12 protein-coding genes are annotated in these 11,218 nt (G+C 67.3%); 11 read left to right on the top strand and 1 reads right to left on the bottom strand.

Annotated features, from left to right (window positions below; genetic code table 11):
• Position 1: 1 nt before the first annotated feature.
• Genes dhaL through dhaK form a run of 6 tightly spaced genes read left to right on the top strand, consistent with a single transcriptional unit; the run spans position 2 to position 4,380 of the window.
• Entirely contained in the window at positions 2-607 is a 606-nt protein-coding gene (dhaL, locus tag QX124_RS31515) for a dihydroxyacetone kinase subunit DhaL (RefSeq protein WP_315799272.1), read from the top strand.
• A gap of 2 nt (positions 608-609) precedes the next feature.
• A complete protein-coding gene (dhaM, locus tag QX124_RS31520) occupies positions 610-1,008 on the top strand; it encodes a dihydroxyacetone kinase phosphoryl donor subunit DhaM (RefSeq protein WP_284416623.1) in 399 nt (132 codons plus the stop codon).
• A 12-nt stretch (positions 1,009-1,020) separates the two neighbouring features.
• Positions 1,021-1,323, top strand: coding sequence for an HPr family phosphocarrier protein (locus QX124_RS31525; protein ID WP_315739286.1), 303 nt, complete (start codon positions 1,021-1,023; stop codon positions 1,321-1,323).
• Positions 1,324-1,325: 2 nt separating this feature from the next.
• A complete protein-coding gene (ptsP, locus tag QX124_RS31530; protein WP_315799273.1) occupies positions 1,326-2,945 on the top strand; it encodes a phosphoenolpyruvate--protein phosphotransferase in 1,620 nt (539 codons plus the stop codon).
• Complete coding sequence (locus QX124_RS31535; protein ID WP_315799274.1) at positions 2,942-3,394, top strand: hypothetical protein; 453 nt, start codon at positions 2,942-2,944, stop codon at positions 3,392-3,394. Before ptsP ends, QX124_RS31535 begins: the two co-directional genes overlap by 4 nt.
• Positions 3,391-4,380: a dihydroxyacetone kinase subunit DhaK gene (gene dhaK / locus QX124_RS31540; protein ID WP_315799275.1), complete on the top strand. Its 990-nt coding sequence runs from the start codon at positions 3,391-3,393 to the stop codon at positions 4,378-4,380. The genes QX124_RS31535 and dhaK overlap by 4 nt, the downstream gene beginning before the upstream one ends.
• Before the next feature lie 12 nt (positions 4,381-4,392).
• Here dhaK and QX124_RS31545 read toward each other — a convergent pair whose 3' ends face one another.
• On the bottom strand, positions 4,393-5,169 hold the full coding sequence (locus tag QX124_RS31545; protein WP_315799276.1) for a GntR family transcriptional regulator: 777 nt from the start codon (positions 5,167-5,169) through the stop codon (positions 4,393-4,395).
• Positions 5,170-5,235: 66 nt separating this feature from the next.
• Here QX124_RS31545 and QX124_RS31550 point away from each other — a divergent pair, with 66 nt between their 5' ends.
• From QX124_RS31550 to QX124_RS31570, 5 genes are all read left to right on the top strand, one after another.
• A complete protein-coding gene (locus QX124_RS31550) occupies positions 5,236-6,567 on the top strand; it encodes a M20 family metallopeptidase (protein ID WP_315799277.1) in 1,332 nt (443 codons plus the stop codon).
• A complete protein-coding gene (locus tag QX124_RS31555; protein ID WP_315799278.1) occupies positions 6,555-8,105 on the top strand; it encodes an ABC transporter substrate-binding protein in 1,551 nt (516 codons plus the stop codon). Before QX124_RS31550 ends, QX124_RS31555 begins: the two co-directional genes overlap by 13 nt.
• Before the next feature lie 15 nt (positions 8,106-8,120).
• Positions 8,121-9,068 (top strand): ABC transporter permease, encoded by a 948-nt coding sequence (locus QX124_RS31560; RefSeq protein WP_315739294.1) that lies wholly within the window; start codon positions 8,121-8,123, stop codon positions 9,066-9,068.
• Positions 9,061-9,891 carry an ABC transporter permease gene (locus QX124_RS31565; protein WP_315799279.1) on the top strand — a complete coding sequence of 277 codons (831 nt, stop codon included), beginning with the start codon at positions 9,061-9,063 and terminating at the stop codon, positions 9,889-9,891. The genes QX124_RS31560 and QX124_RS31565 overlap by 8 nt, the downstream gene beginning before the upstream one ends.
• Positions 9,888-11,218: ABC transporter ATP-binding protein (locus tag QX124_RS31570; protein ID WP_315799280.1), on the top strand; the 1,331-nt coding region annotated here is incomplete at its 3' end. The genes QX124_RS31565 and QX124_RS31570, both read left to right, overlap by 4 nt.

An 11,218-nucleotide genomic window follows, 5' to 3' on the forward strand; every position in this document is an offset into this window, starting at 1 on the left:
AATGGACCAGGCGTTCAAGCGCAGGCTGATCATGGCGATGGCCGATGCCATCATCGCGCATGCCGAGGAACTGACCGCGCTCGATTCGGCGATCGGCGACGGCGATCACGGACTCAACATGAAGCGCGGCTTCGAGGCCGTTCTCGCCGATGTCGAGAACATTTCAGCCAAGCCTCTTCCCGAGGCGCTGAAGGCGGTCGGCATGGTGCTGGTGATGAAGGTCGGCGGTGCGTCCGGTCCGCTCTACGGCACGCTGGCGATGGGACTTGGCAAGGTGCTGCCATCAGAGCCATCTGCCGCTGAAGCGGCGGCGGCGCTCGGGCGTGCCATTGCGGACGTGAAAGCCCGCGGCAAGTCGGAAGCAGGCCAGAAGACCATGCTCGACGTCTTGATCCCGGTGCAGGCAGCTTTTGCGACCGGTGGCGACGATCTCGCCGCCCGGCTGCCCGCGATCGCTGCCGAAGCCGCCGACGCGACCGTGCCGATGCTGGCGATCCGCGGCCGTGCTTCGTTTCTCGGCGAGCGTTCGATCGGGCACATGGATCCCGGCGCGCGCTCGTCCAGCCTGCTCGTGCAGGCGATCTGCAGCGTATTCAATGAGGCCTGATCATGAGTGAGCAGAAGAATGTCGGCATCGTCATCGTGTCGCATTCCGCCAAGGTGGCGGAAGGCGCGGCCGACATGGTCAGGCAGATGGTCGGTGACAGCGTGCCGCTCGCAGCGGTCGGCGGCAATGCCGATGGCGGACTCGGCACCGACGTTGGCGCCATCATGGGCGCGATCGACAAGGCGTGGTCGGAGTCAGGTGTTGCGATCCTGGTCGATCTCGGCGGCGCTGAAACCAACAGCGAGATGGCGGTGGAGATGATGCCGGAGGAGCGGCGCGAGCGCATCGTGATCTGTAACGCGCCGCTGGTCGAAGGCGCGGTGATGGCGGCGACGGAAGCCTCCGGCGGCTCGCCGCTCGATGCGGTGCGCGCAACCGCCGAAGAGCTGATGGGCGGATGAGCAGGAACGAGAATGGCTGACGGTGGAGAGATCGGCATGCAGGAAGCGAAGGCGCATGCGCTGCTGACCAACGAGGTCGGGCTGCATGCGCGGCCCTCGGTCAAGCTGACCCAGCTCGCCAAGCGCTTTGCTTCGACCATCGAAGTCGCGATCGCGGCCGACGGGCCCTGGACCGATGCCAAGAGCCCGGTGAAGATCATGCGCGTCAAGGCCGCCAAGGGCGAGACGCTGTTCCTGCGCGCCAATGGAACCGATGCCGAGGCCGCCATCGCCGCGCTGGTCGATCTGGTGAACCGCAAGTTCGACGAGGAGTGACGATGGAGCGGCGCATCTTCGGGCGGGCGGCGTCGGACGGGCTGGCCATCGGACCCGCGGCGATCCTGCATGCGCTGGAGGGCGCCAGCCGGACGAAAGGGGCGATCGCCGAGGAGCATGAAGCGCTCGCCGTAGCGGTCGCGCATGCGCGCGAGGCCGTGGCCGAGCTGATCGACAGGCTCGAGGGAGACGCCGCCGAGCTGATCGGCTTTCAGCTCGCGCTGCTCGAAGACGATGCGCTGACCGAGGCGGCTTACGTCCAGATCGAGGGCGGCGTCGCTGCGGATGCGGCCTGGCGCGCGGCGATGGCGGAGGAGATGGCGGGGTATGAGTCCGCCGAGGACGAATATTTCCGCGCCCGCGCCGGCGACCTCGCCGACATCCGGGATCGCGTGCTGCGACACTTGTTTGGCTTGCAGCAGAACGGCAAGTTGCCGAAGGGGGCGATCGTCGTTGCGCGTGATCTGGCGCCATCGGCTTTCCTCGCCATCGAGTGGACGAATGGAGGGGGCATCGCGCTCGGCGAGGGCAGCCCGACCAGCCATGTCGCGATGTTGGCGCGCAGCCGCGGCGTGCCGATGGTGGTTGGGCTCGGTCACGATTGGGACAAGCTGACAGGGGATTTGCTGGTCGATGGCGGTCGCGGTGTCGTCATCGTCGATCCCAGCGCGCACTCTGTCGCCGCCGCGCGGGCGGAGGACGAGACGGTCTCGCGCCGCAGGGCGGAGGCAAGGGCGCGGCAGCACGAACCGGCACTGACGCGCGACGGCACCTTCGTTTCCGTGCTCGTCAACATCTCCGGTCCCGGCGATATGACGGCGCTGCCAGCCGCGGCGTGCGATGGCGTCGGTCTGGCGCGCACGGAGTTTCTCACCGGCAACCTGCTTCACGACGAGGAGGCGCAATATCACGCCTATGCCGAGCTCGTGCGCTGGGCCGAAGGCCGGCCGGTCACGATCCGCACGCTCGACGCGGGCGGCGACAAGCCGATTCCGGGCTACACGATCGATGGTGAAAGCAACCCGTTTCTTGGCCTGCGTGGCCTCCGTCTGTCGTTGCGTCATCCCGAGATCTTCCGTGTTCAACTGCGCGCGCTGGCTCGCGCCGCTGCGCTCGGACCGCTCAAGGTGATGCTGCCGATGGTGACCAATGCAGCGGAGCTGGACGTCGCGCGTCGCCATCTCCGCGCCGTGCTCGCCGAATTGGCCGCCGGCAACGTCGCGTTCGCCGCGCCGGCCTTCGGAATGATGGTCGAGGTGCCGGCTGCTGCGTTGGCAGCGCATGACTTCGCTGCGGACTTCTTCTCGATCGGCACCAATGACCTGACCCAATACGCGACCGCTGCTTCGCGTGACGGCGCCGAGGTCGCCGACTATGCCGACGTGCTGCATCCCGGGGTGTTGGCGATGATTGCCCATGTGGTGCGCGCTGGTCGCGCGCGGGGCGTGGAAGTCTCGATCTGCGGCGACGCCGCCGGGGATGTCAGAGCCATTCCGGCGCTGCTTGGGGTCGGCGTGCGCGCGCTGTCAGTCGCGCCGGGCTTGCTGCCGCTGGTGAAGTCGGCGATCCGCGAGCTTGACCTCGCCAAGGGCACGGAAAAGGCCGCGGGAGAGGGCGCATGAGTGACCAGGATGCATCGGGGGTCGCAAGCCCACTCGCCGAATACAAGGCGATCCTGCGCGCGGTGATCGACAGCCGTCCCTCCGGCACACGGCAGCGGTTGGCGGAGGCGATCGGCAAGAATCGCAGCTTCATCTCGCAGATCGTCAATCCGGCCTATGCGACGCCGATCCCGCTGCAGCATCTCGAGACCATCTTCCACATCTGTCACTTTTCGCCGCATGAGCAGCAGGCGTTTCTGACCGCCTACCGCGCCGCGCATCCGGGCCGGCTGGACGAGGCCGAGGCGCAGCGGCCGATGCGGCGCCTCGTGGTCGAGCTGCCGGACTTCGGCGACCCCGCGCTCAACGCCCATGCCGACCGCATCATCACCGGCGTCGCGCGCGGCATCACCGCGCTGATCTCAGCCAACGAAAACAACGACGACGCCGAACCGGGAGGGAAGCCATGAAGAAGCTGATCAACGCCGTTTCCGACGTGCTGACCGAGAGCCTGCAGGGTTTTGCCGCCGTGCATGGCGACATCGTCACGCTGGGCGAGGACAACAAGTTCGTTCGCCGCAAGAGCCTCAAACCGGGCAAGGTCGCGCTGATCTCCGGCGGCGGCTCCGGCCATGAGCCGCTCCATGCCGGCTTCGTCGGGCCGGGCATGCTCGATGCCGCCTGTCCGGGCCAGGTGTTTACATCGCCAACGCCGGACCAGATGCTCGCGGCCGCGCAGGCCGTGGACACGGGCGCGGGCGCGCTGCTCATCGTCAAGAACTACGAAGGCGACGTGATGAATTTTGCGATGGCCGCGGAGATGATGGAGGGCAAGGTCGCGACCGTCATCACCGACGACGACGTCGCCGTCGAGACCTCGACCTATTCGACCGGCCGCCGCGGTGTTGCCGGCACGCTGGTCGTGGAGAAGATGCTTGGCGCCGCGGCGGAGCAGGGGCGCGATCTCGATGCGCTCAAGGCGCTCGGCGACAACGTCAACAAGCGCACGCGGTCGATGGGCGTGGCGTTGACCTCTTGCACCGTGCCGGCCGCCGGCAAGCCGACCTTCACGCTCGGTGACGACGAGATGGAGATGGGCGTCGGCATCCATGGCGAGCCCGGCCGCCGCCGGGTCAAGCTGGCCTCGGCCGATGCGATCGCCGAGGAGATGATGGGGGCGATCCTGGCCGATCTCGCGCCCAAGTCCGGCACGCCGTGCCTGCTGCTGGTCAACGGCTTCGGCGCAACGCCGGCGATGGAATTGTACGTGATGGCCAATGCGGCGCGGCGCATCCTGGAAGGCCGCGGGCTCGCCATCGCGCGCGGGCTGGTCGGCTCCTACGTCACCTCGCTCGACATGGCCGGCTGCTCGCTCACGGTCACCGCGCTCGATGAGTCGACGATGGCGCTGTGGGACGCGCCGGTGCACACGGCCGCCCTGCGCTGGGGCTGCTGAACCGAGGTCCGCTCAGCGGATCTCGTTGGAGTAGTAGTGCTGCGCCGTCGTGGCGCGGTGCTGGCTGAGGATCGCCAGCGCGCCGGTCTGGTCATAGGCTTCCTCGTCGATGACGAGCACGGCGGCCGGCGCGGAGAGGCCGAGCAGCTTGCGGTCCTCCTTGGTGGCGACCTCGGCCGTCACCTTCTCGCGCACCGCGGCGATCCGGAGGCCATAGGCCTCGAGCAGATGGCGGTAGATCAGGGCAGGGACCTTCTTCGGCTCGCGCGGAAATCCCGCCACGCGGCTCGCGACCATCGAGATCCGCGAATGCAGCACCGGCGCGCCGGCGACGCGGCGGATGCGATGAAGATGCAGCAGCGGCTCGCCGTCGGCCACGCCGAACAGCGCTGCTTCGGCCGGCTCGGCGGTGCGGGTCGTTACCGACAGCACCTCGGCTTGCGACTGCAGCAGGCTGCCGTCCGCGCCGAGCAGGCGGAAGTACTGGAAGAAGAAGCTGAGCCCATGCTGCGACGCGCGGCCCGTCACCACCGTGCCGGTCTTGCGCCGCCGCATCAGCATGCCGCCAGCTGTGAGGTCGGCCAGCGCCCGGCGGATGGTGCCGACGGCGACGCCATATTGGTTGGCGAGCGCGACCTCGCCGGGCAGCACCGTGCCCGGCGGCATGTCGCCGATCAGGATCGCCTCGGCTATCTGCCGCTTGACATGCTCGTAGAGCGGCACCGGCAGCGCGCCCGGACCCGCACCGACTCCGTCTGCCGCTTTGCTGGCCACAGCTGCCTTTTTCATGGAATTGACAAATGCCGCGTCGTGAATTCTATTTCTATATAGAATATAGGATTGAGCAGACGGCAAATGATTTCTCAGGGCATTCCAGTAGATCGGAGCCAGCCCGGCCTGGCCGGCGCCTTCGCTGCGATCGACGGCATGGCCGAGACTGCCGTCGTGGACCTGCGGAAGCTGGTGGCGGTCGATACCAGCTTTCCGCCGGGCGCCGGCTACGATGCCTTTGCCGACGTGATGGAGCAGCTCGCTAGGCCGCTGGCGCTGGATTGCGAGCGCGTGATTGTCCCGGAGGATCTATGGCGCGCACCGGGCGCGCGCGGACCGCGTACGAATCTGATCGCACGGCGCCGCTCCGGCAGACCGGTGCTCGGGCTCTATTTCCATGTGGACACAGTACCGGCGGCGCCCGGCTGGGCGACCGATCCGCTGCAACTGAGCCGCGACGGTGACCGTCTGACCGGACTCGGCGCAGCCGACATGAAGGGATCCGTCGCGGCAGCGCTGCTCGCGCTCCGCGCCGCGCAGCAGACTGGATTGTCGCTGGCCTATGATCCGATGCTGCTGCTGTGCACGGACGAGGAGGCGGGGCTTTATCCCGGCGTGCGCTACCTTGCCGAACAGGGGCGCCTCGAAGGGCATATTCTGAATTTCAACGGCAGCGCCATGCCGCGGATCTGGGCCGGCTGCTTCGGCCTGTTCACGCTCACGGTGCGCGTTCACGGCACGGCGGCCCATGCCGGCGAGCAGCGCCGTGCCGGCGCCAACGCGATCGAGGCGGCCCTGCCGATCCTCAATGCGCTCGCCGCTTTGAAGCCGCTCGTCGCGCAGCGGACATCGACGTTGCCGCCACCTCCGCAGACGGCTGGACCGCTCACCGCGAGCCTCGACATCTCGGCTATTCATGGCGGCCAATGCGGCGGACAGATCCCCTCGCTGGTCGAGATTCTCCTGTGCCGCCGCTATGCGCCCGAGGAGGACTTCGCCGCCGCGCGCCGCGAGATCGAAACGGCGATCCGGCAGGCGGCCGGCATGCTCGACGTCGAGATCATCCTCACCGGTCATCTGATGCCGACATCCGATCCCGGCGGGCCGCATTGGCCGCGCTGGCAGCAGGCGCTGTCGGCCGGTTTCGGCTACGCGGCCGAGGACTTCGCCCGATGGGGGGCGTCCGGCTGCTCCGATTTCGGCTGGGTGCAGCAGGCCACGGGCCTGCAGGAGGTGCTGCTCACGGGTCTCGGCAGGCCCGATAGCCGCATCCATGCGCCGGGCGAATCGACGACGCTCACCGACATCGTCGCATTGGCGAAGTCGGTGCTCGCCTATCTTGCGGCCGAGTTCTGTCCCGAGCTCTCTCCCGAAGCCATCACGCCCGAAAAGGACTTCGCCCGATGCCGTCCGTGACTCGTCGTCATTTCCTTGCCGGCTCCGCGCTCGCGCTTGGTGCCCTGCCGCAAGTCTCTCTCTCCGCCGAGGCGCCCAAGCGCGGCGGCGTGTTGCGGATCTCGGTCGATCAGGGTGCGGCCGTCATTCACCCGCTGCTCGCGCGCGTCAATCCGGAATACCTTATTACCGAGCTGCTCTATTCCAACTTGACCCGGTTGAAGCCGGACATGTCGGTCGAGCCGGACCTCGCGTTGTCGTGGCAGGCCGGCGCGGGGCTCACCGAGTGGACGTTCAAGCTGCGGCCCAATCTCAGCTTCCACGACGGCTCGCCGCTGACGGCGGAGGATGTCGTCGCGACCTTCAAGGCGATCCTCGATCCGAAGACCGCGTCACCGGCGCGTACCAATGTCGGCCCGATCAAGGATGTCGCCGCCGTAGATGCGTCGACCGTGCGGTTCACGTTATCGGTTGCCTTCGCCGATTTTCCGGTCGCGCTCGCCTACAACAATGCGCGCATCGTGCCTGCGAAAGTCGTTGCCGCCGATCTCGCCAGCCTCGCCACAAAGGCGAATGGTTCAGGGCCGTTCAAGCTCGTGTCCTATGAGCCGGACCGCAAGATCGTCGTCGAGCGCAACCCGGTCTATTACGATCCCGCGCGGCCTTCACTCGATCGCGTCGAGATCCTCGTCTATCCCGACCGCACCGCCGAGGCATCGGCTCTGATTTCGGGCGACATCGATCTCATGTTGTCGACCACGCCCGGCGAATATGAGCGGCTCGGCAAGGCCAGCGGCGTCAAGGCGGTGCGGATCCCCTCGGGGCAGTTTCTGAACGTCAACATGGGCTGCGACCAGAAGCCGTTCAACGACGTTCGCGTGCGCCGGGCGCTGGCGCTGACCATCGATCGCGAGGCCATGGCCGGCTTTGTGGCCGGCGGCTATGGCACGCCCGGCAACGACACGCCGCTGAGCCCCGCCTACCGGTTCTATCAGGACAGCAAACTGAAGAAGCCCGACATCGCCAGAGCCAGGCAATTGCTCGCCGATGCCGGCTATCCCTCCGGCATCGACCTGACGATGGTGGCATCCGACAAGCCGGACACGCGCACGCAGCTCGGCGTTGCGATCCGTGAGATGGCGGCGCCCGCCGGCTTCCGCATCAACGTTCAGACGATGCCGCACGCAACCTATCTCGATCAGGTCTGGAAGAAAGGCAATTTCTACGTCGGCTTCTACAACATGCAGTCGACCGCCGACGCGATCTTCAAGCTGCTCTATACCTCGGATGCGGCCTGGAACGAGACGCGCTGGAACAATGCGCGCTTCGACGAGATCGTCAATGCGGCGCGTAGCGAGACCGACGATGCCAATCGTGCCGCGCTCTATGCGCGGGCCCAGACGATGATGAGCGAGGAGGTGCCGTCGGTCATTCCGGTCTTCTTCGACATCCTGGCGGCGCAGCGCGCCTATGTGGAAGGCTACCAGCTGCATCCGCGTGGGTCGGTGTTCCGGCTCGATCTCGTCTCGCTCGGCGCCGGCGCGCCCAAGCGCAGCTGAGGCAGGATCCGAGCGGTGTCATTCGCTTGGCTGCTACGGCGGCTGCTCCTGATGGTCTACACGGTCGTCATCGTCAGCGTGCTGGTGTTCGCCATCACGCAGGCGCTGCCGGCTGATGCCGCGCAGACGCTGCTTGGCGAGAACGCCTCGCCAGAGGCGCTGGCAGCCGTTCGCAGCCGGCTCGGGCTCGACGATCCGGTCTGGCTGCAATTCGCGCATTGGGTCGCGCACGCGGCCACGGGCAATTTCGGCGTCTCCATGCGCACCGGCCTGTCGGTCGCGCCGGAGATGCTGACGGCGCTGTCGCGCTCTCTGCTGCTGGCAGCTGGCGCGCTCGTCGTCACTCTTCTGATCGCAGTCCCGCTCGGAATCTTCGCGGCGCTCCGCAAGGGCCGGCCGACGGATACGACGACCAGCGTGATCGCCTATCTCGGGGTCTCGCTGCCGGAATTCGTCACCGCAACCGTGCTGGCGCTGCTGCTGACCGACATCCTGCCATGGCTGCCGGCGACCGGCTACGTGTCGCCGCTGGAGGATGCCGGGCTGGCGCTACGCCATCTGATCCTTCCGGTCCTGACGGTCTCGGTGATTCTCGTCGCGCATGTCATGCGCATGATGCGCTCGGAGACGCTGGACGTGCTGCAGTCCGACTACGTTCGCGCGGCGCGGCTGAAGGGCCTGCCCGAGCGGACGGTGCTGGTGCGGCACGTGATGCGCAACGCGCTGCTGCCGGTCATCACCATCGTCGCGCTCGACGTCGGCTATCTCTTGGGGGGCATCATCGTCATCGAGGAGATTTTCGCCATCCCCGGCATCGGCCGCGCATTGATGATCGCCATCACCACCCGCGATCTGCCGTCGATCCAGGCCGGCGCGATGATCATGGCGGTCACCTACGCGATCACCAACACGCTGGCGGATGTCGTCTACGCGCTGCTCGACAAACGGATCAGCTATGACTGAGCTGTTCGGCAGGATGATCCGCAAGCCGCAGGGGGCGATCAGCGTGATGCTGCTCGTTGCCCTCGCCATCGTCTGCATCCTCGGCCCGTGGCTCGCGCCCTATGGGCCGGAGAAGATGGATTTTCTCGGCCGTTTCCGCCCGCCGGGATGGCAGAACTGGCTGGGCGCCGACCAGTTCGGCCGCGACGTGCTGAGCCGCCTGCTGTCCGGCGCGCGCGCCACCGTTCCGATGGCGCTCGCGGCGACGCTCGCCGGCAGCGCGATGGGCGCCGTGATAGGCGTCGCATCGGCCTATCTCGGCGGCAAGGCCGACGAATTCATCATGCGCACCAACGATGCTGTGATGGCCATTCCCGGTCTCCTCATGGCGCTGCTGCTGGTCAGCACGCTCGGCAATGGGGCTGTCAACGCGGTGATCGCGATTGGCTTTGCGTTTGCGCCTGGCATGGCGCGGGTCACGCGCTCCGTGGCGCTTGCGGTGCGCAATCAGGACTACGTCAAGGCCGCCATCGCGCGCGGCGAGGCGGCATCGCAGATCATCTTTCGCGAAATGCTTCCCAACGTGATGGGCCCGATCATCATCGAGGCCACGATCCGGGTGTCGTTTGCGGTGATGCTGTTCGCTACGCTGAGCTTCCTTGGCCTGGGAGCGCAGCCGCCGGCATCCGAATGGGGGCTGATGGTGGCCGATGCGCGGCAATACATGCACCAGGCGCCGTGGATCCTGATCGCGCCCTCGGCGGCGATCGCGCTGTCGGCGATCGCCTTCAATCTCGTCGGCGATGCGCTGCGCGACGCGCTGCATCCGCGGGACGATCGATGAAGCCGGCGCTCGCCATCACCAATTACGGGCTGGACTACGTCACATCGGCGGGCGCCGTCGAGGTGCTGCGCGACGTGTCACTCGAGATCGCGCCGGGCGAGGTGCTCGGCCTCGTGGGCGAATCCGGCTCCGGCAAGAGTTCGCTGGCCTGGGCGCTGATGCGGCATCTGCCGGCCAATGCCCGCGAGATCTCGGGATCGCTGCGCCTCGGCGATATCGACCTGCGGTCTCTGAGCCCGAAGCAACTCACCGAGGTGCGGGGCCGCCGGATCGGCATGGTGTTCCAGGACCCGTCGACCGCGTTGAATCCGACACTGACCATCGGCCATCAGATCACCGAGACGCTGATGCGTCATCGCGGTCTGAACGCGCGGGCCGCCAGGGATCTCGCGATCGAGCTGCTCGGCCATGTCGAGCTGCGTGACCCCGCGGCGGTGCTGCGGCGCTATCCGCACGAGATCTCCGGCGGCGAGAAGCAGCGGGTGATCATCGCGACGGCCTTCGGCTGCCGGCCCGATGTCATCCTGTTCGATGAGCCCACGACAGCGCTCGATGTCATCACCGGTGCCCGTATCATCGAGCTGTTCGCGCGCCTGCGCGCGGAAACGGGCGTCGCTGCGCTCTACATCTCGCACGATCTCGCGATGATGACCCGCGTCGCCGATCGCGTCGCGGTGATCCGGCACGGCCGCGTCGTCGAGCAGGCGGGGGCATCTGATATATTTCGGACGCCGGAGCACGACTATACCAAGGCACTCATCGCCGCGGTGCCGCGTCCGGAGCGGCGGCTCGTGAATGATCAGCCGGGCGCTGCCGTGGTGCTTGAGGCGCGTGGCATCGAGGTGCATTACGGCCGGGCCAGCCTGTTCCGCGCGTCGCCACCACCGGCAACCAAGGCCGTCGATGTCGACATCCGCGCAGGCGAAATCGTCGGCCTCGTCGGCGAATCCGGCTCGGGGAAATCGTCCATGGCGCGCGCCCTGACCGGGCTCGCCCGCTTCGACGGTACCATCAGTTTCGACGGCCGGATGCTGCGCGGGGCCCGCGACATGAATTCCGCCTATCGTCGCGATGTTCAGATCGTGTTCCAGCACCCGGATTCCTCGCTCAATCCGCGTCACCGCATCGGCGAGATCCTGTCGCGTCCCTTGAGGCTCTACGGCGGTGATGTCGCCTCAGTGCCGCGCCTTCTCGATCAGGTCCGGCTGCCAGCGTCCTATGCGATGCGCTGGCCGCACCAGCTATCCGGCGGCGAGAAGCAGCGCGTCGCGATCGCGCGTGCTTTTGCGGCGCGACCGCGCCTGGTGATCTGCGACGAGATCACGGC

It is taken from the genome of Bradyrhizobium sp. SZCCHNRI3043 (assembly GCF_032377735.1).
Lineage (GTDB): Bacteria > Pseudomonadota > Alphaproteobacteria > Rhizobiales > Xanthobacteraceae > Bradyrhizobium.

Coding starts and splice junctions, on each gene's coding strand:
- QX124_RS31555 (WP_315799278.1), top strand. CDS start 6,555: ATGCCGTCCGTGACTCGTCGTCATTTCCTTGCCGGCTCCGCGCTCGCG.
- dhaK (WP_315799275.1), top strand. CDS start 3,391: ATGAAGAAGCTGATCAACGCCGTTTCCGACGTGCTGACCGAGAGCCTG.
- QX124_RS31535 (WP_315799274.1), top strand. CDS start 2,942: ATGAGTGACCAGGATGCATCGGGGGTCGCAAGCCCACTCGCCGAATAC.
- ptsP (WP_315799273.1), top strand. CDS start 1,326: ATGGAGCGGCGCATCTTCGGGCGGGCGGCGTCGGACGGGCTGGCCATC.
- QX124_RS31565 (WP_315799279.1), top strand. CDS start 9,061: ATGACTGAGCTGTTCGGCAGGATGATCCGCAAGCCGCAGGGGGCGATC.
- QX124_RS31525 (WP_315739286.1), top strand. CDS start 1,021: ATGGCTGACGGTGGAGAGATCGGCATGCAGGAAGCGAAGGCGCATGCG.
- dhaL (WP_315799272.1), top strand. CDS start 2: ATGGACCAGGCGTTCAAGCGCAGGCTGATCATGGCGATGGCCGATGCC.
- dhaM (WP_284416623.1), top strand. CDS start 610: ATGAGTGAGCAGAAGAATGTCGGCATCGTCATCGTGTCGCATTCCGCC.
- QX124_RS31545 (WP_315799276.1), bottom strand. CDS start 5,169: ATGAAAAAGGCAGCTGTGGCCAGCAAAGCGGCAGACGGAGTCGGTGCG.
- QX124_RS31550 (WP_315799277.1), top strand. CDS start 5,236: ATGATTTCTCAGGGCATTCCAGTAGATCGGAGCCAGCCCGGCCTGGCC.